The following is a 22752-nucleotide window of genomic DNA, read 5'->3' as shown; positions in this document are numbered from 1 at the left end:
CGTGAATCACGTCAGACGGGAAGAATGACTTCCAGCCATCCAAAAGCCAGCGCGGCCAGCAGCAGCGTGTGGAACAGCGCGATGGCCCAGGTCGTCGCCACGAAGCGCGGCTTGACCGTCTTGTGCCGGTAAAATTCCTGCGCACAGAGCCCGCCGATGATGCCGAAGCTCAGATCGACCACATGAAGGTTCGCCTCGCTGACGCGCCAGCGGTTCGCCATCGCGTAAATCTTGTCGAAACGGTAGAGCAAAGCCGAAGCAAGCCCCATGCAAACGTAAAGCATACTCAGCCATAAGGGGGCATGCTCGCTGCTAATCGCGAGCAGAATCAGCAGCGTGATCGTAGTTGCTGCGGCCACCCGCAGGCCCAGCTTGTAGCGGGACACCGAAGGAGATTTGCTTCCAAGCACCTTCTGCAGCGTCGATGCGGGAGACCGCACCGCCTGCGTTACCCGCACGTCAACGGCCGAAGGGCGTCCCTTGCGTCCGGCCGCAATCTCGAAAGTCAGCCGGTCACCGATCCGCGGGCGAACACCCCCGTAAACCTTTGATATATGGACGTAAAAATCGTGCCCCGCGTCATCCCGCACGAAGCCATAGCCGCCCTTATTGTTCCATTGCACCAGCTCGCCGGCCCGGCGCGTCACGATCTTGCTCACCAGCCAGCATTAGCCAGCAATTTGTTAACAGGACCTAAGCAGCCCAAGGAACCACCGGGAAACGTTAACAGCGGACCAAGCCTGGCCTAGGATTCACGTGAAACACTTATCCACAGCTTTGTGATTCCAGCCTAAGCCGCCCCCATATTGAGCCGGTAACTCAAGGCTTCCGCGATATGTGAACGCACCACCCGTTCGCTTCCTGCCAGATCCGCCAGCGTCCGCGCCAGCTTTAGGACGCGATGATAGGCTCTGGCCGAAAGATTGAATCGCTCAGCCGCTTGCAGCAGCAGGTTCTGGCTCTCGCGGTCCGGGTCGACCACGGCCTCGATCAGCGTCGAGCCTGCCGCCGCATTGGTGTACACGCCCACAGCGCCCCTCTCCCGGTAGCGCTGCCTCTGCCGTTCCCGGGCTGAAGCAACGCGCTGAGCCACCACGGCAGAGCTTTCGGCCTGCACCGCCGGCGCAATCATGTCGGCGGCGGTGACAGCGGGAACATCGATGCGAATATCGATGCGATCGAGAAACGGCCCTGAAACGCGTCCCTGGTAGTCGGCAGCACAGGCCGGTCCACGCCGACAGGTGTGTCCGGGCGTGCCCGCCAGCCCGCACTTGCATGGGTTCATCGCCGCGATCAGCTGCACCCGGCTGGGGTAACTCACCCGCGCGTTGGCGCGGGCAATGACCGTCTCGCCCGCCTCCAACGGCTGGCGCAGACTATCGAGCACACTGGGAGCAAACTCGGGCAGTTCATCGAGGAACAGCACGCCATTATGCGCCAGGCTTACCTCGCCCGGCCTGACCTTCAGGCCGCCCCCGACCAGCGCCGCCATCGAAGCCGAATGATGCGGCGCCCGGAATGGCCTGCGATCCGACAGACCACCGCCGGCCAACTCGCCCGCGATGGACTGAATCATCGAGATATCGAGGATCTCCCGCGCATCCAAGAGCGGCAGGATCGAGGGCAAACGCTGCGCCAGCATCGACTTGCCAGCGCCCGGTGGTCCGATCATCAGCATGTTATGCCCACCAGCCGCCGCCACTTCGAGCGCACGGCGCGCCACCTGCTGGCCTCGCACATCCGCCAGATCAGGTAGGCCAACTGCCGATACGTGCTTGCGCGGCTCGGGCCTCGCCGCAAGCTGATGGCCGGTCAGATGATTGACCAGCGCCAGCAGGCTTTCGGCCGCGATAATGTCCAGCGTTTCGCCGGCCCATGCGGCTTCCGAGCCTGAAAGGGCAGGGCAGATCAACCCTAGTTCACGCCCCTGCGCCGCTATCGCGGCAGGCAATACGCCGCCGACATGGGCGAGGCGCCCGTCCAGTCCGAGTTCACCCAAAGCCAGATAGCCGTTGAGCGCGTCCTGCGGAATCGCGCCAATCGCCGCCATGATGCCCAAAGCGATCGGCAGATCGTAGTGGCTGCCTTCCTTGGGCAAATCAGCGGGCGCAAGATTGACAGTAATTCGTTTTGGCGGAAGTCCCAGGCCAGACGCCACCAGTGCCGCGCGCACCCGCTCGCCGCTCTCCTTGACCGCCTTGTCGGGCAGCCCAACCAGCACAAATGCTGGCATTCCAGGCGCTATCTGCACCTGAACATCGACAGGTACGGCCTCGATGCCGCGAAACGCCACCGTCGCCACGCGCGTAACCATAACTGAAAGTCCCCCAAGCCCGGCGCACCCTAGCAAACCTACGTAGGGTGAACAAGAACGTAGCGCGAACACGAAACACCCCGTTAACCACGCCACTTGCCACAGCGGTAAACCTAATCGGTCGTTAACCGCGCCATGTTGAATCAAAGGCTTGGTTTATGTGTAAGCAGAGTTCCGAGCATGCTGTTCCGCCGTCCTTTTCCCTCGTTCTCCACGATCGCAAAGGGCGCCATGTCGGCAGTGCTGGCGGCGGTTTTGGTAGCTTGTTCGTCCGGCGGAGGGCTCTATGGCCCGATCCAGGGCGATAACCGGCCGCACTCAGGTGTGGATCGTGCTCGCGGGATGCCGATCCAGGGGATCGACGTCGCGCGCTACCAGACGCACATCAACTTTCGCGAAGCCTTCCAGTCCGGAATTCACTTCGTCTTCATGAAGGCCACCGAGGGCAAGGATTACCTCGATCCCCATTTCCGCAGCAACTGGGTCAAGGCACGCGATGCCGGCATGCCCCGTGGCGCCTACCACTTCATGACCTGGTGCTCGCTTGCCTCCGAACAGGCTGCCTGGTTCATCGCCAATGTTCCCGCTGATTACGACGCACTGCCACCGGTGCTTGATCTCGAGTGGAACAACCACTCAAGCTGCCGCAACAAGCCAAACCGCGCCGATGCGCTGGAGAAGATCCGCTTCATGCTGGACGCGATGGAGCGTCACACCGGCAAGCTGCCGATCATCTATACCGACATGAACTTCCACCGCGATGTCCTGGAGGGCGAGTATTTCCCGAACGCCTTCTGGCTGCGCTCGACCGCCGCCGAACCACATGAGCGCTACTCAAACCGCACCTGGACCTTCTGGCAGTGGACACAGACCGGCGTGGTCCGCGGCATCAAGGGCGAAGTGGACCGCAACGCGTTCTATGGTGGGCAGAACGAATGGATCCAGTTCCTGCTCACTGGCTGCGATCCCCGCGCCATCGCTTCGCTTGGCCCCACCGGCAGATGCCAATCAGCCAAGTAAACCAAGGCTTGCCAGTCCTTGAGGCCAGGTCTAGCCTTGGATGTGCTTTGGGACATACGTCCCATTTGAGGAGGAATTGAACATGGCCAAAGGGCAAATGCGTAGCAACAAGGAAGCCAAGAAGCCAAAGAAGGACAAGGTCGCCGCGACCAAGGCCGTTACCGGCTTGGGCGCTGGCAGCACCGGCAACACCGCAAAGAAGTAGGTGGCTTCACCGCCAGCATGGACGGCTTCCAGGGTCGCCCATGCTCAGGCCAAGGCGTTCGACAGCCGGCGTGGCCTGACTGGCCGTGACACTCGGTGCCGAAGCCGCCAGCATCGCAATGATCAACAAAGCCAGTACTACAGCGATACGCATAGCGCGGCTCCCTCGGAAACAGGACCGACGAACCTCTGCGCTGCTCGCCTCCCGCCGTCAAAGCTAACGTTAAGCTATCGTTAACGACAGCAATTGAGACAAATTCTCAGCGCCGCCGGCCCGAGCGGCGGACCACCTCATCTCGTAGAAAGCGCAAATCTTCCGGGTCGAGCTTGGCTATGTCGGCGGCAAGCCGATTGGTGAGCTCAGTCGCCTCGGGCGCCAGTCCGCCCGTGTCGATCGAAACCTTTGGATCGCTGATTTCCGCCAATCGTTGCAGTTCTTCCGCTTCATCCCAGATGACATTGAAGAACGTAATGATGCGGTGCAGCAGGAACCCCGTCGGCTTGCCCCGCCGCCCATGCTCGAGCGCCGACAGGTAAGCGCTCGATACATTGAGCGCTGCCGCCATGTCCTTGAGGGATATGCCGCGCTCCTCACGCAGTGCGCGCATCTTGGCGCCGAGCGGGGTCATGGCCGGCGCAGGCGCACATACCACGCCCCCTCGCCACCATGCCCGCGCGCGGCCGTGCTCCAGCCCGAAACCATCGGCGCCAGCGAGGGTTCGCTGAGCCAGATCGGTAGCATGGTCCGCAAAATGCCCCGCTCATTCATGGCGGCAATATAATCATCATCGGTCTTGGCGCCCTTGCCGGTAATGACCAGCACGGTCCGGTCACCCCGGCTCCAGCGCGCGTGCAAATAGCGGTGCAATGCGCTGCGCGCTTCTGCCTGGGTCATGCCGTGCAGGTCGATGCGTCCGTCGATCTCAATACGCCCCCGGCCGAGCTTCTTGCGAATCGATGGCTCAACTGCCTTTTCCGGCCGCTGTGCAGAGGGAAGTGGCGCCTGATAGGGCGGCAGGAAGGGCTTGCGCGGTGGCTGCCTAGTCGGTAGTGCCTTTATCGGAACCGCCGGCATTTCCTCGGGCGGCAGCGGCAGGGGCGTGCCGTTCATCTTCAGCAGCCCCTTGCGGCGTAGCGGATCAACCGTGGACGCCACCGCGGTCCAGAGGTGAAAATCGTGCGGCAGGCGCTTGGGATCACGCTTGGACATGGCGCTGCGCCGAACCTGCCGCTTCCGGTTAGTCGAGTTGGCTGGTGGTCACGACCTTCCAATTCGGGTCGCGCGACTTGGGATTGCGCGCAAAAGTCCATTCATCAGCAATGGTTTGGACCTGGTCGGCATTGCCCTCCACCAGATTGCCATCCTTGTCGCGCGTGGCAGAGACGACTTCGGCGTGGAAACGCACGGTAAGCATGACGTTTTTCTTGTCGTACTCGGCCTCGAAGATTTCGGTCTTGGGGAGGCCGACAAAGGTGAAATCGACCGTCTGGCCAGCGGCTTCGCGATCCGCGATTGCACGCTGGAAGCCGTCGAACACGTCTTTTTCCAGCAAATTCTTGAGGGTTTGCCGGTCGCCGGTGGCAAAAGCGGTGACGATCATCTCGTAGGCCTGCTTGGCGCCTTCGAGGAAGGATTTGGGGGTGAAGGTGTTATCGGCGCCGGCAACGGCGCGCAAACCCTCGGCCAATTCGGGGTTGTTCTTGGAAGCCTGCTCTATTTCTGCTTCGATCTTGCGCGTGCGAAGCTCGTCATTTAGCTCGGGATTGCCCGCTCCACGCGGCCGGATTGGCACCACTGTTTCTTCGCTTGCCGCCGCCTCGGCAGGCTTGCGCCGTTCCAGCGGCGGACGCTCGTTGCCGGTGCGGGTTCCCAGCACCGATCGGAGGCGGAACAGAACAAAGACCGCGACGGCGATCACGATGAGAGTGGGCAGATCGAAAAATTCGTCCATGAAGCAGTGCCTTACCGTCGGGGCGTCGATTAATAACGCGGGAACGCTCGCTGAGCGCAGCAATTGACCTATATATAGGAAATGGCTCACCTCAAAACCAGTTCACCATGGGGGGAGCGAAGTTTTGTCGCCCCACGCCAAAGGAAATCAGCCAGTGCTCCGTTTTTTAGGCCTCGGCCTTATTGCACTTCCCATCATCGAAATCGCCATCTTTATCAAGGTGGGTCAGACGATCGGGCTGCTGCCAACCCTTGCGCTGGTGATCGGCGCGGCCTTGCTCGGCGGCCTGTTGCTGCGCGCCCAGGGCATTTCGGTGCTGACGCAATTGCGCAGCAATGTGAGCGCTGGCCACATGCCGGCACGTGCCATCGCCGATACCATGATGATCGGTATTGCGGCGCTGTTCCTGGTTCTGCCGGGCTTTCTGAGTGACATTGTCGCCCTGCTGCTGCTGATCCCGGCGGTACGCGGCTGGATCTATGGGGCGCTTGCCAAACGGGTCACGGTCGTTGCGAGCACTCCCCGTCATCCGGCGGCCGATCCGCGGGGCAGGCCCATCAATGGACCTTCCACCATCGATCTGGACGAGGATGACTATCGTCCGCAATAGGAGCCACTGCGCCCCCGTGCTTGTGAGCCAACGCCAAAGATGTTAGCCAGCCGCAAGCAGTTTTCCGGCAAAGGATCCGAGTGAATGTCCGATGATACACAGGGCGGCGCGGCCCCCCAGGCCAATCCGCCTTCCATGAACATGGTTGGTCAGTATATCCGCGACCTCAGCTTCGAAAATCCGGGCGCACCCGGTTCGATCATGGCCGGCGGCGGCAATCCGGCGTTCAACGTTTCGATCTCGGTTGCGGTCAAGAAGCAGTCCGAGGATCTCTATGCGGTGGAGCTGACGCTCAACGCCAAGGCCAACCGCGAGCAGACCGTGCTGTTCAATGTCGAGCTGGTTTATGGCGGCGTGTTCCGCCTCAAGAACGTGCCGGAAGCAACGCTCAGCCAATTGCTGATGATCGAATGCCCGCGCCTGATCTTCCCGTTCGCGCGCCAGGTGCTCGCCAGCGTGACCCAGCAGGGCGGCTTCCCGCCGCTGATGATGGAGCCGGTGGATTTCGCCTCGATCTATCGCCAGAATTTGGCAGCGCTTGCCGCCAAGCAGAATGCGGCGGCGCCGGCTTCGGAACAGCCGAACTAAGCCAATCTGCCAATGAATACGGAAAAGCCCCGAATCGGTTCGGGGCTTTTTGTTATTCGGCTGCCGTGCTGATCGTTTCCGCGTATTGCGTCCAGATCGCCTCATCGCCGAGCTTGGCGACAAAGGCGGTATGGGCTGCAAATTCCTCGGCGCTGATGCGCGGGGGCAGGGGTGCGGGGCGGGGCCGTGCGACGATGCGAGAAGCGATAGCATCGGCGCCGGACACGCGGTTTTCGGCGATCAGCGCGAGGCTCACCTGCTTGCCGCCGATCAGCTCGAGATAGACCTCGGCCAGGATCTCGCTATCGAGCAAGGCGCCGTGCAGCGTGCGGCGGGAATTGTCGATCCCGTAGTGCTTGCAGAGCGCATCGAGGCTGACGCGGGCGCCGGGGTGCTTTTCGCGCGCCAACATCACGGTATCGAGCACGGGGTTGCTCAGCGGCCGCCGTCCGGCGCGCTCCAGTTCGGCATTGAGAAAGCCCATGTCGAAGGAGGCATTGTGGATGACCAATTGGGCATCATCGATGAATTCGATAAAATCGGCTGCGACATCCTTGAACAGCGGCTTGTCGGCCAGAAATTCTTCGCTCAACCCGTGCACGCGAAACGCTTCCTCGGGCATGGAGCGCTGGGGATTGATATAGACGTGGTAGTGCCGGCCGGACGGGATGTGGTTGATCAGTTCCACACAGCCGATTTCAACCAGCCGGTCCCCCGCAGCGGGAGAAAGGCCGGTGGTTTCGGTGTCGAGGACGATCTCGCGGTTCACTTTTGTTGTTCCCTAGCTCGAACGGCCGCCACAAGGCTTGCGACCTCGGCCCGTGTCTGGTCGATCGGCACACCCGTATCAAAAAGATAGCTCGCCCGTGCTTTCTTTTCGGCCTGTGGGAGTTGGCGGGCAAGGATAGTATCGAGCTTTTCCCCGCTCATTCCCGCTCGGGCGAGCGCCCGCTGGCGTTGAACCGCTTCATCGACCCAGGTCACACCCACGGCATCGAAGCCGTAATCGTAGCCGCTTTCGAACAGAAGCGGCACCTCGACGACGGCGAGCGCTGCACCATTACGCTCGGCATCGTCCATGAACCGCTTTATGCGGGCGCGCACCAGTGGATGCACCACCGCTTCCAGGCGTTTGAAGCCTTCCGGTTCTTCGGCGAGCCGGCGCGATAAAGCTGTCTTGTCGATGGCGCCGCCCTGCGCGACGCCCGGAAACAGTGCCTCTACCGACGCGACCGCCTCGCCGGCATAGAGTTCGGAAACCGCCTCGTCAGCGGAGAACACCGGCACGCCCAGATCGGCAAACGCCTTGAGAACCGTGGATTTGCCGGTGGCTATCGAGCCGGTGATGCCGATGCGCTGCATGCTAATGGCCCAACGTGGCTTCGATTCTAGTCCGTAGTTTCGCATCGACGGCAGGACGGACCCCGAACCAGGCTTCAAACCCCGGCACGGCCTGGTGCAGCAGCATGCCCAGCCCATCCACAATTGGCAGGCCATGCGCCACGGCATCTGCCAGCAATGGCGTGACCAGCGGCGAATAAACGATATCGGTCACCAGGGTCGTCTTGGCCAGCAGGCTCAGGTCGAGCCAGTCGAAGCGCGATCCGTGCATGCCGACCGAACTGGTATTGACCACAAGGCCAATGCGCGGTGCCAGTTCGGCAAAGGCGTCGAAACCATGTGCCTCGAAGGGGCCATCGATTTCCCTGACCAATGCCTGGGCATTGGCGAGCGTACGGTTGAGCACATGGACCTTGCCGCCGTCGCGGCGGCGCAAGGCAACCAGCACCGCCCGCGCGGCGCCACCGGCGCCGATGATCAGGGCGTCGTTAGGGCCATCCGACCAGCCGGGCGCACCGGCATCGAGATTGCCCAGAAAGCCGAGATAATCGGTATTGGTGCCATGCACCTTGCCCTCGCGCACCACCAGCGTATTGACCGCGCCGATGGTTGTCGCCAGTGGATCGACGCTGTCGCACAGGGCAAACACCGCTTCCTTATGGGGGATGGTGACATTGCCACCGGCAAACTCGCCACTCCGCAAGCGCTCGAAAAAACCGGGCAGTTCACCCGGCGTTACATCGATCGCTTCGTAGCTCCCATCGATGCCATGTTCGGCGAGCCAGGTGCCGTGGATCAGGGGCGAGCGGGAATGGTTGATCGGATGGCCGATGACAAAGGCTTTGATGGTCAATTGAGGGTCTCGGGTGCGAACTCGCGCAACGCGGCCAATAGCGGCAGCAGTGGCAGTCCAAGAATGGTGAAGTAATCACCGGCAACAGTCTCGAACAGCCGGATCGAAGGACCTTCAAGCCGATAACCACCTACCGAAGCAAGGACCGCGTCGCCTTCCCGCGACAGAACATCATCGCGTTCCGCCTCGGAAAAGGCACGCATGGTGAGCTCGGCCGTTTGCACGTCGGACCACAGCAATTGCCCGTCGCGCATCAGCGCCACGCCGGCGTGGAGGCGATGGGTCTTGCCCCTGAGATAATCGAGCTGGGCGGCTGCGCCCTGCATGTCCAGCGGCTTGTGCAAAAGCGACGCACCCAGGCTCAGTGTCTGGTCGGCACCAATCACCAGCGCCCCGGAATGGTTAACCGACACCGCGGCAGCCTTGCGCTGGGCCAGCAGCAGCGCTACGTCCCGGCCATCTCCGCCGGCCTCGATTGCACCCTGTTCAAGGGCCCGTTCATCGAGCTCGGCAGCGGCAGTCGAAAACGCTAATCCTGCCTGTTCCAACAAGGCCTTACGGGTTTGACTCTGAGAAGCAAGGATCAACATGGAGCGATGTTTTCCACACTGTCATCCCCAGCTCAAGCCCGAGCTGTGGGAATGACTCATGACTTTGGCAATGTCGCCGACTTGTTCGACTTGGTTAGCGAAACGTTAACAGTTGGAGTCCGGGGGGTCCATTCCAGCGCTTGGGATAATTTTGGGGAAAACCCCATCGCCCGATGAAGGCTCGCCAGGCCGGTTTTGCACACTCAAAAGAGAATAGTTGACTCGGGAGTCGCTTCGTTAAGGCTCCGTTAACCATTGTGGCGAGGTGGTGCCGCAAATTGATCCACAGCGGTCTTAACCTGCTGTTAACCAAGAGGCTGCGCGCTTGTGCCGCCACGCAGCCAATTGTGGAGAGCGCTGAATTGCCTCAAAACACCGCCATGATAATACAAATACCAAGCAAGAAAGACTCTTTAGGGGGTTTGGAAGGGAAGAAGGATTTGGCTCACAAGCCTCTGCTCGCCACTGTTTTGGGACAACGCCAGGAACGGCCCCCGATCTGGATCATGCGCCAGGCAGGCAGATACCTGCCCGAATATCGCGAGATCCGTGCCAACGTCAGGAACTTCCTCGAGCTTTGCTATACGCCGGATCTTGCAACCGAAGTGACGCTGCAGCCGCTGCGCCGCTTCGACCTGGATGCGGCAATCCTGTTTTCCGACATCCTGGTCATTCCCGATGCGCTGGGACAATCGGTCCGCTTTGCGCAGGGAGAAGGCCCGGTCCTCGAGCCTGTCGATCCCCAAATCATCACGCAGCTTCGACGCGAAGGGGCTTTGGAGCATCTGGCACCAGTGCTGGAGACCGTTCGGCGGTTGCGGGCGGCATTGGCTCCAGAAAAGACGCTGATCGGCTTCTGTGGCTCTCCCTGGACTGTTGCTACTTATATGATCGGCGGACGCGGCTCGACCGACCAGGCGGCTGCCCGGCTGTTTGCACTCCGCCATCCCGAGGCCTTCGCGGCGCTGATCGATATCCTGGTGGCAACAAGCATCGATTATCTCGTCGCGCAGTTCGAAGCGGGCGCCGATGTGGTGCAGCTTTTTGAAAGCTGGGCGCTCAACCTGGACGATTCGGCATTTGCCGAGCGGGTGATCGAGCCGAACCGGCGGATCGTGGAAGGCGTGCGGGCTCGTGTTCCCAATGCGCCGATCATCGGCTTCCCGCGTGGTGCTGCTGGGAACCTCGCAAAGTATGCAGCGCTTACTGGCGTCAATGCGCTGGGTCTTGATTATGCAACCCCGCTCGATTTTGCAGCGAAGCATCTGCCCGACACTCTGCCGGTACAGGGCAATCTCGATCCGCTGCGGCTGGTCGCCGGTGGCAAGCAGCTCGACGAGCGTGTCGATCAGATCGTCTCGGCCTTCGCGAACCGTCCGCACATCTTCAATCTCGGCCATGGCATCGTGCCCGAAACGCCGATCGAGCATGTCGCTGCTCTGGTTGATCGCGTGAAAAACGGCTAGACGGCTGCGCTGAACGGAGTTTGCTTTCATGGAATGGGTCAAGGCACTGCATGTCATCTCGGTGATCGCCTGGATGGCCGGAATGCTCTATCTGCCGAGGCTGTTTGTGTATCATTCGGTGGCGGAGATCGGTTCGGTGCAGTCCGAGACCTTCAAGGTCATGGAGCGGCGGCTGCTGCGCGGGATCATCAATCCCGCCATGATCGCGAGCTATGTTTTCGGCTTCTGGATGGTTTTCGCCGGCTGGGTGGACATCTCAGCGGGCTGGTTGCACCTCAAGCTCGCCATGGTGCTGCTGCTGACGGTGTGCCATGGGGTTTTGGCCAAGCACACCAAGCTCTTTGCCCAGGACAAAAACACCAAGCCGCAGAAATTCTTCCGCATCATCAATGAAGTACCCACGGTCCTGATGATCATCATCGTCATTGCCGTGGTCGTGAAACCGTTCTGATCGGGCTTGTTTCACGTGAATCTGGCGGCAGGAAAAGCGTTTCGGTCTTGAATTTACCGGAATGACGCAGTATGTGATTTGCAACGCATCCCAATCTCAAGCTGACTTCCCAAGTCGCTGCGCGGTGCCTACCCCTCCCAAATTAGACTAGCCGTCCAGATTTCCCTCAAGGGTTTATCCGCTACATGCAGAATATGAAGCTCAGTGAGCTCAAGGCCAAATCTCCGGCCGAACTTTTGGTGTTCGCCGAAGAACACGAGGTCGAAAACGCTTCGACCATGCGCAAACAGGAATTGATGTTTGCAATCCTCAAGGAACTGGCCGCCCAGGAAGTTGATATCACCGGCGAAGGCGTCGTTGAAGTTCTGCCGGACGGTTTTGGTTTCCTGCGGTCCCCAGACGCAAACTATCTCCCAGGGCCCGACGATATCTATGTCAGCCCATCCCAGATCCGCCGCTTCGGCCTGCGGACCGGCGATACGGTCGAGGGCCAGATCCGCTCTCCCAAGGATGGCGAGCGCTACTTTGCGCTGCTCAAGGTCAACACCATCAATTTCGAAGACCCCGAAGCCGTTCGGCACAAGGTGAACTTCGACAATTTGACGCCGCTTTATCCGGAAGAGCGGCTGCGGATGGAATTGCCCGATCCGACGCTCAAGGATCGTTCCGCGCGGCTGCTCGATCTGGTTGCGCCGCTGGGCAAGGGGCAGCGTGCGTTGATTGTTGCGCCACCACGGACTGGTAAGACGGTATTGTTGCAGAATATTGCACAATCGATCGCGACTAATCATCCGGAGTGCTATCTGATCGTGCTGCTAATCGACGAGCGGCCGGAAGAAGTGACCGATATGCAGCGCTCGGTGCGCGGCGAGGTGATTTCCTCGACGTTTGACGAGCCGGCTTCACGCCACGTTCAGGTTGCCGAGATGGTGATCGAGAAGGCCAAGCGCCTGGTCGAGCACAAGCGTGACGTGGTGATCCTGCTGGATTCCATCACGCGTCTTGGCCGGGCTTACAACACCGTTGTTCCAAGCTCGGGCAAGGTTCTTACCGGTGGTGTCGATGCCAATGCCCTGCAGCGACCGAAGCGCTTCTTTGGTGCTGCGCGTAACATCGAGGATGGCGGCTCGCTGACCATCATCTCGACGGCGCTGATCGATACTGGGTCGCGCATGGATGAAGTGATCTTCGAGGAATTCAAGGGTACGGGTAACTCCGAAATCATCCTTGATCGCAAGGTCGCCGACAAGCGCATCTTCCCGGCGCTGGACATCACCAAGTCCGGTACGCGCAAGGAAGAGCTGCTGGTGGAGCCCGATATCCTCAAGAAGATGTACGTCCTGCGCCGCATCCTCAATCCGATGGGCACGATCGACGCGATGGAATTCCTGATGGACAAGGTCCGTCAGACGAAGACGAATTCCGATTTCTTCGATTCGATGAACACCTAGCATCATGGGCGCGCTGCATTTCGCTGCCGCCCATTCCTGCGCCTGACCATGCGGTCGGGCGATACAATCGTGGCGCTGTCCTCCGGGGCACCGCCATCTGGGGTCGCGGTTATCCGGCTCTCGGGGCCGGATGTGCCGGCCTATCTGCGGGCGGTGAGCGGCACAGTGCCTGAACCTCGCCGGCTCACGCTTCGGCCCATTGGGCAGCAGTCGCTGCTCGACCGTGGGCTTGTTGCGTATTTCCCCGCACCGCATAGTTTCACCGGTGAAGACTGCGCGGAACTACAGGTGCATGGCTCGCCTGCCGGGGTGCGGGCCATTCTCAAGCTGCTCACTGGCTTGGGTGCGCGGCTGGCTGAACCGGGTGAGTTCACTCGCCGCGCGTTCGAGAATGGCAAGCTCGATCTGGTGGAGATTGAGGGTCTGGGCGATCTACTTGATGCAGAGACCGAGAACCAGCGCCGGCAGGCCCTGGCGCGGTTTGAAGGTGGGTTGACGCAAAGGATTGAGATTTGGCGGAACAGCTTGCTGGATTTGCGCGCCGAGATTGAAGCGCGGCTCGATTTTTCGGATGAGGGCGATGTGGAGGAGAGCCTGCCGGCCGAGTTTGGGGCGCAGGTCGGCTCGCTGAAATCTGACATAGATCAGGCACTGCTTTCGGTGGAGCATGGGCGTATTGTTCGCGAAGGCATTCGCGTGGCACTGGCCGGGCCGCCCAATGTTGGCAAGTCCAGCCTTCTGAACGCCCTGGCGCAGTCGGATATCGCAATCGTTACAGATGAGGCGGGAACTACGCGCGATGTGCGGGAAGTTCCGTTGGACGTGAACGGCCAGCTTTATGTGCTGTTGGATCTCGCCGGTCTGCGGGAGACGGACAGCAAGGCAGAGGCCGAAGGTGTTCGTCGGGCGCAGTTAGCTATCGAGAATGCGGACATTGTGCTGTGGCTCGTAGCGCCAGATATTGAGGACATTCCACGCCCGTCGGTCACCGTTCCCTTGCTTACGGTTGCGACCAAGGCGGACGTTCGGATTGTACCCGAGGCAGATGTCGCAATTTCGGCCAAAACGAATGCCGGCATTGGTGAGTTGATGGCGGCGCTGCAGGAAATTGGCAGTAGTCTCGTGACTGGTGAACCTGCATTGCTCAGTCGCGAGCGTGATCGGCTCGCCCTCTTAGCGGCTTCTCAGGAACTGGATCGCGCCACAGCGCAATTGGGCATGCCAGAACTCGCAGCTGAAAGCCTGCGACGCGCTTCTCATTCCCTGGAGCGACTGGTCGGCAGGCTTGATGCGGAACGTGTGTTGGATCAGCTCTTCAGCAGCTTTTGCATCGGCAAGTGATTCACGTGAAACACCGGCCTTTGCAAGTCGCCCATACATCGGCGTGAATTGATTCACGTGAAACATTGCCGTATGGAGCCGGGTCTGGAGACATGCCATGAGTGATTATGCTGTTATCGTAGTCGGAGGGGGCCACGCAGGATGCGAAGCCGCGGCAGCGTCCGCACGCCTCGGCGTTCCAACGGCATTGATAACGCACCGGTTTGCCACCATCGGGGAGATGAGCTGTAATCCCGCTATCGGGGGCTTGGGCAAGGGCCATCTGGTCCGCGAGATCGACGCCCTTGATGGGTTAATGGGTCGGATCGCTGATCGGGCTGGTATACAGTTTCGCGTCCTGAACCGCCGGAAGGGTCCTGCCGTTCGAGGCCCGCGTGCGCAGGCAGATCGCAAGCTCTATCGGCTAGCCATGCAGGCCGCCATTTCTGCCCAGCCAAATCTCGATGTGATTGAAGGCGAAGTCGACGATATCCAGATCACTGATGGCGTCGTCAGCGGCGTTGTCCTCCTTGATGGTTGCCGGTTTGGCACCAAGGCCGTCGTGCTCACGACCGGCACGTTTCTCCGTGGCCTGATTCACCGGGGGGAGGAAACCACTCCCGCCGGACGGGTAGGTGAGAAGCCGGTTCTTGGTCTCTCCACAAGACTCGAGAATATGGGCCTGCAGCTCGGACGCCTTAAGACCGGCACGCCAGCGCGGCTCGACGCGGCAACAATCAACTACAGCGTCCTGGAAGAACAGCCGGGCGACGATGTTCCGGAGCCCTTCTCTATCCTGACCGGTTCGATTACCACACCGCAGGTCAGCTGCCACATCACGCGGACGACCGCGGATACGCACAGGATCATCTCCGAAAATCTTCACCGATCAGCCATGTATTCCGGGCGAATTCAGAGCCGTGGGCCACGATACTGCCCGTCCATCGAAGACAAGGTGGTGCGCTTCGCAGATCGTGACAGTCACCAGATTTTTCTTGAGCCAGAAGGACTTGAGGAGGACACCGTCTATCCGAACGGGGTTTCCACCTCGTTGCCTGCCGAGGTTCAGGAAGCCTTTCTGCGCACCATGCCGGGGCTAGAGAACGTCGTCATCCGGCGGCCTGGCTATGCCATCGAATATGACTATGTCGATCCGCGGGAGCTTCGCGCCACGCTGGAAGTGAAGCGTCAGCCGGGCCTCTATCTCGCCGGTCAGATCAATGGAACCACCGGTTACGAAGAAGCTGGAGCACAGGGGCTTCTGGCTGGGGCCAATGCCGCGCTGGCCTCGTCGGGCGCTGCGCCCATGATCCTGTCGCGCACTGAGAGCTATCTTGGAGTGATGGTGGATGATCTGATCACCAGAGGCGTGTCCGAGCCATATCGCATGTTCACGTCGCGTGCGGAGTTTCGCCTGCATCTTCGCGCGGACAATGCCGATCAGCGTCTTACGCCTTTGGGAATGGAGGTTGGTCTGATCGATGAGCAACGTGCCGAAGTGTTTGGTGAGAAGCGCGTAGCTTTGGATTCCGGTCGAAAACTCCTTAATGGCCTGACCATTTCGCCGAGTGCGGCTCGCAAGTCTGGGCTTGCGGTGAATGAAGACGGCAAGATCAGAACCGCCTTCGAGATCTTGTCCTATCCGGATATTTCGGCCCAGGACGCCGTTCGCGTCTGGCCGCAGATGGGAGAAATTCCCGCTACGGTCATGGAACAGCTGATGGTGGATGCGCAGTACGCCGTTTATCTGGACCGGCAGAAAGACGACATCGAGGCCGTGAAGCGGGATGAACAAAAGGTCATTCCTGATAGCCTGGACTATGCTGCTATTCCGGGGCTCTCCATGGAACTGCGTCAGAAGCTGGCCGCTTTGCGGCCGCAGACCATTGCCCAGGCGCAGGCTATGGACGGCATGACTCCTGCAGCTACGACGTTGTTGCTGGCTGTGATTCGCAAGGCCGGTCACCTGCGGCAGGCTAGCTAGTGGACAACGCCGCTCCCATCCGGCCCTACGCTAATTGCTTCTCGCGGCCTCTAAATAATGTCGCTGACGATCTGGAATCATATGCTCAGTTGTTGCGTAGGTGGCAGGCTGTGCAGAATCTTGTTTCACGTGAAACATTGAACGACGTCTGGTCGCGCCACTTCGCTGACAGCCTCCAAGTCGTCAAGCTGTTGCAGCCGACGGATGCGGCCTTCCTTGATCTGGGGAGCGGCGGCGGCTTTCCGGCCCTCCCACTTGCGATCGCACTGAAGGGGACCGCGCACCAGTTTACACTCGTGGAACCAAACAGCCGCAAGGTCAGCTTCTTGCGCACCGTAGCGCGCGAGCTTGACCTCAATGTCGATGTTCGCGCGGCGCGGAGTGACCAGCTGGCGCCCGAATCGCTGCCGGTTCCGGACGTAATTACCTCTCGCGCCTTGGCTCCGCTGCCGCAGCTTTGCACCTGGATGGTGCCGTTCTTTGCCCCCAGAACCCGTGCAATCCTTCACAAGGGCCGGGAACATGTTGAAGAGCTCGCAGAAATAGTTCCGCATTGGGATGTTAACGTGCTATTAACGCCAAGTGACACCGACCCGAGCGGTGTCCTGCTCACACTCACCGATTTGCGTGCGAGATCAGTTAGTTAGCGGCGAACGAGCTGGAGGCCGAAGCGTGCCCCGTATCCTTACACTAGCCAACCAGAAAGGCGGCGTCGGCAAGACCACGACAGCCATCAATCTGGCGACAGCCCTTGCCGCTATCGGTGAGCGCGTGCTGATCGTTGACCTCGACCCGCAAGGCAATGCCTCAACCGGCCTTGGCATTTCGCGTAACGACCGCGAAGTCTCCTCCTATGATCTTCTGGTCGGCGAAGCTTCCGTAGCTGAAGCTGCAATCATGACCAGTGTGCCCAATGTCGCTATCGTGCCGTCAACCATGGACCTGCTCGGCGTCGAGTTGACCATCGCGGGGCATGCCGACCGCGCGTTTCGCCTACGCAACGCCTTCAAGCAACTTGGCGAGCTGGCGATAAACGACAAACCGGTCAGCTATATCCTGATCGACTGCCCGCCATCCCTGAACCTGCTGACGGTTAATTCCCTGGTCGCTGCCGACGCCGTTCTGGTCCCTCTGCAATGCGAATTCTTTGCGTTGGAGGGCTTGAGCCAACTCCTTCAAACCATTGAACAAATCCGCTCGACGCTTAACCCGCGCCTGTCCATTCAAGGTGTCGTAATGACCATGTTCGACAAGCGCAACAATCTTAGTGAGCAGGTGCTCCAGGACGTGCGCAGCGAAATGGGCTCACTGGTCTATGACACTGTTATCCCGCGCAATGTGCGGTTGAGCGAGGCGCCATCCTACGGCAAGCCAGCTCTGCTCTATGATCTGAAATGTGCCGGTAGCCAGGCTTATCTGCGCCTGGCAACCGAAGTTATCCGCCGCGAGCGGCAGCTGAACGCCGCCTAGGAGGCCCGCAATGAACGAAAGACCAACACGACTTGGCCGCGGCCTGGCGGCACTGATCGGTGACATGGCCTCCATTGAAGGGGCCCGGGTGACGGAATCCGGTGGCATCAAGAAGCTGCCCGTGGAGTTCATCATTGGCAACCGCGCGAATCCGCGGCGGACCTTCAACGAAGACCAGCTTGAAGAGCTTACGAATTCGATTCGCGAAAAGGGCGTTATGCAGCCTCTGCTGGTGCGCCCGAGCGAAGACCCCAATATTTTCGAGATTATCGCCGGCGAGCGTCGCTGGCGCGCCGCACAAAAGGCCGGACTGCATGAGGTGCCGGTCATCGTGCGTGAGGTCGATGACAAGGAAGCGCTTGAGCTTGCCATCATCGAGAACGTCCAGCGCGCCGACCTCAACCCGCTTGAAGAAGCGATGGGCTATGGTCAGCTGATCGAGCAGTTTGATTACACCCAGCAGGATTTGGCGCAGGTGATCGGCAAGAGCCGGTCGCATGTCGCCAACACATTGCGCCTGCTTCGTTTGCCCGATGACGTGCGCGACATGGTGGCAAGCGGTTCACTGACCGCCGGCCATGCACGGACGCTGATTACAGCAGAAGATCCGGCCGGCCTAGCGCGGCAGATCGTTGCCAGTGGACTTTCGGTGCGTGACGCCGAAGCTCTCAGCCAGCAGCGGGACCTTGGGTCCAAGAAGAAGAGCGCGGCCGGCCTTGCCGAGCGAGACCCCAATACTGTCGCGCTTGAGCGGCAGCTATCGGATGCACTGGGATTGTCCGTCTCGGTGGCCCATGGCGAACGCGGCGGCAAGCTCGAGATTCGCTACAAGACGCTTGAGCAACTCGATGGTATTTGCAACAGGCTGACGAGACATCCGAACTAGCCGGATTCACGTGAAACATTAGTGCGCTGCGGCCATCATGCAGATGGCGAGAAGCGTACGGCGCAGGCTGGCCTCGGCAATAGCGGGACGCCTGCGTGTTTCCGCCGTGACCTGCAGGATGCGTTCTGCAGCCGTCGAGAGTGCTGATTCGCTCCATAGGCGCAGTTGCTGCTCGAGCGATCCGATGCGGGAAAAATGCGGCTTGGGTCGAAGTCCATCCAGCACTGCGCGCGGGCTTTTGCCGGTATCGACCTCTGCCCGCCACCGCCGCAAATTGGCAAAGTGAATGGTGCACATGGCGAGCAGGCGCTGACTATCGACGGCAGACGAAAGCGCCCGGTTGAGCGCCAGTTCAAGCTTCTCGGCATGTCCGCCGGCAGCCGCATCGAGAATGGCGTCGATGACGAGCATGCCATTATCGGCACACAATAGCAGCACATCCTCGCGACTCAAGGTCTTGCTGGATGCCGCATAAAGGCAGAGCTTTTCCAGTTCACGCCGGGTAATTTCCCGGTCGTTGCCCAGGATGTCGCGCAGCAATACCACGACATCAGGGTCGATCCTGATGGCGTTTTGGTTGAAGGTCTCGCGAATGAGCGCCTGCAAAGTCTCGTCACTATCGGGATAGCAGGGCAGGGCGCGGCCGAACTTGGCCGCCTCGACAAGCGCCCTCAGAGCGTCCTTGGGCGCTAGATTGCCGGCCTCCAGCACGATTGCCGCGCCATCAGGATCGTCCCTAAGTTCGGTCAGCGTCATCACCAGCGATTTCGTAGCGCCACGCACGCGCACGATCCGCTTGCCACCAAACAAGGACAGGGTTTTGGCTTCGACCGCGAGCACGGACGGGTCGAAATCAATCTCGGACCCTTCAAGGACGATCACATTGGCCGAAGCGGGGTCGTCCTCCGTCAGCTTGCGAATCAGCCGTTGCGCCGTTTCGCGCACTAGGCCGGCGTCAGGCCCATAGGCAAGAAAAATTCCTTGCGACAGATCAGGCCGCGTGACGAAGCGCGCGACCTCATGGGCCTTGAGCGCCGTCATCAGCGGCTATGGCCAGCCAACACCGCTAGCCGCAAGGATTCGGCAGCGGCCTTTGCAGCCCGCTCCATGGCCTCTTCCTGGGCGGTTCGGTCAGCCAGCACCTGATCGTTGCGGGTATAGCTCGCGGTTGCCCTGCGTGTGTATGTCCTTGCCACTGCACCGCTTCCGTCGCGCGGCGTGATGGTCAGCGTTACGCTCACCGTCACTTCTGCTGGCTTGTTGGGGTTTGCCGTTTGCGACAGCATCGTGTCGCTGAACATCGGTACCACCGCCACAGTGGCGAGTGGTGCCGACTGGCTCTCCGAAGAACCAAGGCGCAGCGCCAGCTCCTGGTAGACAATCTGTTCCAGCCGGCTGTTGGGCTTTGCATAGGCGAGTGCGAAGGAAGGCTGCGCCGCGAGCGTGCCGCTGTAGACGGGCGAAAAGCTGCATCCCCCGAGAGCAAAGGCGCTCCCGAGGATCATTCCATACAAAGCAGCGCGGCGCAGAGTTCTAGACAACGACATTGACGATCCTGTCAGGCACAACGACGATCTTCTTGACCGGCTTGCCATCAAGAATGCGGGCAATTTCGTCTAGAGACAAGACGCGCTGTTCAACTTCGGCTGCTGCAAGGCCCTTTGACACGACGATCTCGGCGCGACGCTTGCCATTGACCTGGATCGGCAAGGTGATTTCATCGTCCACCAGCAGGGCAGGGTCGACCTCCGGCCAGGCCGCATCGGCAACCAGGCCCGGCTTGCCCAGAGCGGACCAGCAGGTTTCGGCCAGGTGCGGCATCATCGGGGCGATCAGCTGTACGAGGCTGCCGACGCCTTCCTCAAGCGCCGCAATCCGGGTGGCAGGAGAGGCAGCCACCAGCCCGGCCGAGCGCACCAGAGCGTTGGTCAGTTCATAAATCTGGGCGACGGCACGGTTGAAGCGCAGGCCCTCGATGTCGCTGGCGACGTTGTGCACGGCGCGGTGGACGCTCTTGCGGAGCGCTTGGGCTTCCTGGTCGGCGGCCTCCCGCGCGGTGTCGGCGGATTGCTGGATCAGTTCGATGGTTTCGCCCACCAGCCGCCAAACGCGCTGCTGGAAGCGGCTGGCGCCTTCGACGCCGGCTTCGGTCCACTGCACGTCACGCTCGGGCGGGGAATCGGACAGCATGAACCAGCGGGCGGTGTCGGCGCCGTAGGTGGCAACGATTTCGTCGGGGTCGACCACGTTCTTCTTGGATTTGCTCATCTTTTCCACCGAACCGATGGTGATCGGTTCGCCGGATTGGAGGTGTTTGGCTTTACGGTCTTCGCCGATTGTTTCCAGCAACACGTCCACTGGGGCCACCCAATCACCCTTAGGCGACTTGTAGGTTTCGTGCGTCACCATGCCTTGGGTGAACAGGCCCTTGAAGGGCTCATCGATCCCGATATGGCCGGTCGCCTTCATGGCGCGGGTGAAATAGCGCGAGTAGAGCAGGTGCAGAATCGCGTGTTCGACGCCACCGATATATTGGTCCACCGGCAGCCAGTGGTCGGCAACGGTCGGTTCGGTCGGCGTTTCCGCGTGCGGTGCGGTGAAGCGGGCGAAGTACCAGGAGGAATCCACGAAGGTGTCCATCGTGTCCGTTTCACGCCGTGCGCTGGCGCCGCATTGCGGGCAGTTCACATGCTTCCAGGTCGGGTGATGGTCCAGGGCGTTGCCGGGCTTGTCGAAGGTCACATCCTCCGGCAGAACCACCGGCAGGTTCTTCTTGGGCACGGGAATGGTGCCGCAGACTTCGCAGTGGATCACCGGGATCGGGCAGCCCCAATAGCGCTGGCGCGATACGCCCCAGTCGCGCAGGCGATATTGCGCCTGAGCCTTGCCCCAGCCGTTCTTTTCGAACAGCGCAAGGGTCTGGTCCATGGCTTCCTGGCAGGTAATTTCGGCGCCGGGTTCGCCGAACCACTGCACATAGCGCACCTTCTGCGTCTTGAGCGGCACGAAGGCGGTGTCGCCAACCGGCTCGTCGCTGTCGAGTGGCTTGAACACGTCGATGACCGGCAAATCATATTTGCGGGCGAAGTCCAGATCGCGCTGGTCATGCGCCGGGCAGCCGATGACGGCGCCGGTGCCATAATCCATCAGCACGAAATTGGCGATGAAGAGCGGCAGTTCCCAGCTTGGATCGGCGGGATGGGTCACCTTGATGCCGGTGTCGTAGCCCAGCTTCTCGGCCTGTTCGATGGCGGCTTCCGAGGTGCCCATGCGCATGCACTGGGCGTTGAACTCCGCAATCGCGGGATTGCCTTCGCCCAGCGCCCTGGCAAGCGGATGGTCTGCCGCGATGGCGGCAAAGGTTGGGCCACGCATGGTGTCGGCGCGGGTGGTGTAGACGGGCAGGGTGTCAAAGCCGGCCGGCGCACCCTTGAGGCCGAATTCAAACGCCAGGCCCTGGCTCTTGCCGATCCAGTTGCGCTGCATGGTGCGCACTTTCTCCGGCCATTCGGTCAGCCCATCCAGGCCTTCCAGCAGCTCTTCGGCCATGTCGGAGATCTTGAAGAACCATTGCGTCAGGTCCCGCTGTTCCACCAGCGCACCGGACCGCCAGCCGCGGCCGTCGATGACCTGCTCATTGGCCAGCACGGTCATGTCGACCGGGTCCCAGTTCACCTTGGACTGCTTGCGGGTCACCAGGCCCGCTTCCATCATGTCGATGAACATCGATTGCTGGTGCTGATAATATTCCGGCTCGCAGGTAGCAATTTCGCGCGTCCAATCGATGGAAAGGCCCATCGATTGCAGCTGCGCCTTCATCGCTTCGATGTTCTGGCGGGTCCAGGTGCCCGGATGGGTCTTGCGCTCGATGGCGGCATTTTCAGCCGGGAGGCCGAAGGCGTCCCAACCCATGGGATGCAGCACATTGCGGCCCTTGGCGCGATAGTAGCGCGCTACGACATCGCCCATCGAATAATTGCGCACGTGACCCATGTGGATCCGGCCGGATGGGTAGGGGAACATCTCGAGGACGTAGTAAGGCTCGCGCGGGTCGTCATTAGAGGTGACGAAGCTTTTGGCATCGGCCCAAACCTGCTGCCATTTGGGTTCCATTTCGCGCGGATTGTAGCGTTCGCCGCTCACTGTCTATGTCCTTGGGTGATTTGCCGGAAGCGCACGCGAAGAAGCGGTGCGGCTTGCGTTTATGAAGGATTTTGGCTACCGGACCATCACCAGAAATCCCCCCTAAGGT

The 22752-nt window shown here is 60.7% G+C and carries 25 protein-coding genes; 12 read left to right on the top strand and 13 right to left on the bottom strand.

Features of this window, described 5'->3' with window-relative positions; all coding sequences use genetic code 11:
- Positions 1-11 precede the first annotated feature (11 nt).
- Positions 12-659 carry a cold shock and DUF1294 domain-containing protein gene (locus tag C8264_RS15055; protein WP_108461793.1) on the bottom strand — a complete coding sequence of 216 codons (648 nt, stop codon included), beginning with the start codon at positions 657-659 and terminating at the stop codon, positions 12-14.
- Positions 660-790: 131 nt separating this feature from the next.
- Entirely contained in the window at positions 791-2314 is a 1524-nt protein-coding gene (locus C8264_RS15050) for a YifB family Mg chelatase-like AAA ATPase (RefSeq protein ID WP_108461792.1), read from the bottom strand.
- 180 nt (positions 2315-2494) lie between these two features.
- On the opposite strand from C8264_RS15050, the gene C8264_RS15045 reads away from it, so the two are divergent.
- Together C8264_RS15045 and C8264_RS22750 are read left to right on the top strand one after the other, a co-directional pair.
- Positions 2495-3334 (top strand): glycoside hydrolase family 25 protein, encoded by an 840-nt coding sequence (locus C8264_RS15045; protein WP_108461791.1) that lies wholly within the window; start codon positions 2495-2497, stop codon positions 3332-3334.
- A gap of 82 nt (positions 3335-3416) precedes the next feature.
- Positions 3417-3539 carry a hypothetical protein gene (locus C8264_RS22750; RefSeq protein ID WP_281261456.1) on the top strand — a complete coding sequence of 41 codons (123 nt, stop codon included), beginning with the start codon at positions 3417-3419 and terminating at the stop codon, positions 3537-3539.
- A 6-nt stretch (positions 3540-3545) separates the two neighbouring features.
- Here C8264_RS22750 and C8264_RS22215 read toward each other — a convergent pair whose 3' ends face one another.
- The 4 genes from C8264_RS22215 to C8264_RS15030 form a co-directional block, all read right to left on the bottom strand.
- Positions 3546-3692 (bottom strand): hypothetical protein, encoded by a 147-nt coding sequence (locus C8264_RS22215; RefSeq protein WP_162783680.1) that lies wholly within the window; start codon positions 3690-3692, stop codon positions 3546-3548.
- A 106-nt stretch (positions 3693-3798) separates the two neighbouring features.
- Positions 3799-4167: a helix-turn-helix domain-containing protein gene (locus C8264_RS15040; protein ID WP_108461790.1), complete on the bottom strand. Its 369-nt coding sequence runs from the start codon at positions 4165-4167 to the stop codon at positions 3799-3801.
- Positions 4164-4748, bottom strand: coding sequence for a Smr/MutS family protein (locus C8264_RS15035; RefSeq protein WP_108461789.1), 585 nt, complete (start codon positions 4746-4748; stop codon positions 4164-4166). Before C8264_RS15035 ends, C8264_RS15040 begins: the two co-directional genes overlap by 4 nt.
- A gap of 28 nt (positions 4749-4776) precedes the next feature.
- Complete coding sequence (locus C8264_RS15030) at positions 4777-5490, bottom strand: Tim44/TimA family putative adaptor protein (protein ID WP_108461788.1); 714 nt, start codon at positions 5488-5490, stop codon at positions 4777-4779.
- A 154-nt stretch (positions 5491-5644) separates the two neighbouring features.
- On the opposite strand from C8264_RS15030, the gene C8264_RS15025 reads away from it, so the two are divergent.
- Positions 5645-6100, top strand: coding sequence for an FxsA family protein (locus C8264_RS15025; protein WP_162783679.1), 456 nt, complete (start codon positions 5645-5647; stop codon positions 6098-6100).
- Between the two features lie 84 nt (positions 6101-6184).
- The gene (gene secB / locus C8264_RS15020; RefSeq protein WP_108461786.1) at positions 6185-6688 is read left to right on the top strand and encodes a protein-export chaperone SecB; all 504 of its coding nucleotides are present in this window, start codon (positions 6185-6187) and stop codon (positions 6686-6688) included.
- A 52-nt stretch (positions 6689-6740) separates the two neighbouring features.
- Here secB and dnaQ read toward each other — a convergent pair whose 3' ends face one another.
- The 4 genes from dnaQ to C8264_RS15000 are packed head-to-tail and all read right to left on the bottom strand — an operon-like array spanning position 6741 to position 9472.
- Positions 6741-7457 (bottom strand): DNA polymerase III subunit epsilon, encoded by a 717-nt coding sequence (gene dnaQ / locus C8264_RS15015; protein WP_108461785.1) that lies wholly within the window; start codon positions 7455-7457, stop codon positions 6741-6743.
- A complete protein-coding gene (gene coaE, locus C8264_RS15010; RefSeq protein WP_108461784.1) occupies positions 7454-8050 on the bottom strand; it encodes a dephospho-CoA kinase in 597 nt (198 codons plus the stop codon). Before coaE ends, dnaQ begins: the two co-directional genes overlap by 4 nt.
- A gap of 1 nt (position 8051) precedes the next feature.
- Positions 8052-8882: a shikimate dehydrogenase gene (locus C8264_RS15005; RefSeq protein WP_108461783.1), complete on the bottom strand. Its 831-nt coding sequence runs from the start codon at positions 8880-8882 to the stop codon at positions 8052-8054.
- Positions 8879-9472 carry a Maf family protein gene (locus tag C8264_RS15000; RefSeq protein ID WP_108461782.1) on the bottom strand — a complete coding sequence of 198 codons (594 nt, stop codon included), beginning with the start codon at positions 9470-9472 and terminating at the stop codon, positions 8879-8881. Before C8264_RS15000 ends, C8264_RS15005 begins: the two co-directional genes overlap by 4 nt.
- Positions 9473-9912: 440 nt before the next feature.
- Here C8264_RS15000 and hemE point away from each other — a divergent pair, with 440 nt between their 5' ends.
- The 8 genes from hemE to C8264_RS14960 all read left to right on the top strand — a co-directional run bounded on the left by hemE (position 9913) and on the right by C8264_RS14960 (position 18500).
- Positions 9913-10938, top strand: coding sequence for a uroporphyrinogen decarboxylase (gene hemE, locus C8264_RS14995; RefSeq protein ID WP_245893240.1), 1026 nt, complete (start codon positions 9913-9915; stop codon positions 10936-10938).
- A gap of 28 nt (positions 10939-10966) precedes the next feature.
- Positions 10967-11389 carry a protoporphyrinogen oxidase HemJ gene (gene hemJ, locus C8264_RS14990; protein ID WP_108461780.1) on the top strand — a complete coding sequence of 141 codons (423 nt, stop codon included), beginning with the start codon at positions 10967-10969 and terminating at the stop codon, positions 11387-11389.
- Positions 11390-11574: 185 nt separating this feature from the next.
- Positions 11575-12840 carry a transcription termination factor Rho gene (gene rho / locus C8264_RS14985; protein ID WP_108461779.1) on the top strand — a complete coding sequence of 422 codons (1266 nt, stop codon included), beginning with the start codon at positions 11575-11577 and terminating at the stop codon, positions 12838-12840.
- A gap of 69 nt (positions 12841-12909) precedes the next feature.
- Positions 12910-14181, top strand: a complete 1272-nt coding sequence (gene mnmE / locus C8264_RS14980) for a tRNA uridine-5-carboxymethylaminomethyl(34) synthesis GTPase MnmE (protein ID WP_245893239.1) — start codon at positions 12910-12912, stop codon at positions 14179-14181.
- A 97-nt stretch (positions 14182-14278) separates the two neighbouring features.
- Positions 14279-16144, top strand: coding sequence for a tRNA uridine-5-carboxymethylaminomethyl(34) synthesis enzyme MnmG (gene mnmG / locus C8264_RS14975; RefSeq protein WP_108461777.1), 1866 nt, complete (start codon positions 14279-14281; stop codon positions 16142-16144).
- The gene (gene rsmG / locus C8264_RS14970) at positions 16144-16791 is read left to right on the top strand and encodes a 16S rRNA (guanine(527)-N(7))-methyltransferase RsmG (RefSeq protein WP_108461776.1); all 648 of its coding nucleotides are present in this window, start codon (positions 16144-16146) and stop codon (positions 16789-16791) included. The genes mnmG and rsmG overlap by 1 nt, the downstream gene beginning before the upstream one ends.
- Before the next feature lie 25 nt (positions 16792-16816).
- Positions 16817-17614, top strand: coding sequence for a ParA family protein (locus tag C8264_RS14965; protein WP_162783678.1), 798 nt, complete (start codon positions 16817-16819; stop codon positions 17612-17614).
- A 10-nt stretch (positions 17615-17624) separates the two neighbouring features.
- Positions 17625-18500, top strand: coding sequence for a ParB/RepB/Spo0J family partition protein (locus C8264_RS14960; RefSeq protein WP_108461775.1), 876 nt, complete (start codon positions 17625-17627; stop codon positions 18498-18500).
- A gap of 18 nt (positions 18501-18518) precedes the next feature.
- On the opposite strand, the gene holA is transcribed toward C8264_RS14960, so the two are convergent.
- Genes holA through leuS form a run of 3 tightly spaced genes read right to left on the bottom strand, consistent with a single transcriptional unit; the run spans position 18519 to position 22643 of the window.
- Complete coding sequence (gene holA / locus C8264_RS14955; protein WP_108461774.1) at positions 18519-19541, bottom strand: DNA polymerase III subunit delta; 1023 nt, start codon at positions 19539-19541, stop codon at positions 18519-18521.
- Complete coding sequence (locus C8264_RS14950; protein WP_162783677.1) at positions 19541-20047, bottom strand: LPS assembly lipoprotein LptE; 507 nt, start codon at positions 20045-20047, stop codon at positions 19541-19543. Before C8264_RS14950 ends, holA begins: the two co-directional genes overlap by 1 nt.
- Positions 20034-22643 carry a leucine--tRNA ligase gene (gene leuS / locus C8264_RS14945; RefSeq protein WP_108461772.1) on the bottom strand — a complete coding sequence of 870 codons (2610 nt, stop codon included), beginning with the start codon at positions 22641-22643 and terminating at the stop codon, positions 20034-20036. Before leuS ends, C8264_RS14950 begins: the two co-directional genes overlap by 14 nt.
- Positions 22644-22752: the final 109 nt, after the last annotated feature.

It is taken from the genome of Devosia naphthalenivorans (genome assembly GCF_003056355.1).
Lineage (GTDB): Bacteria > Pseudomonadota > Alphaproteobacteria > Rhizobiales > Devosiaceae > Devosia > Devosia naphthalenivorans.
This window is presented reverse-complemented; position numbering and strand designations above follow the sequence as displayed.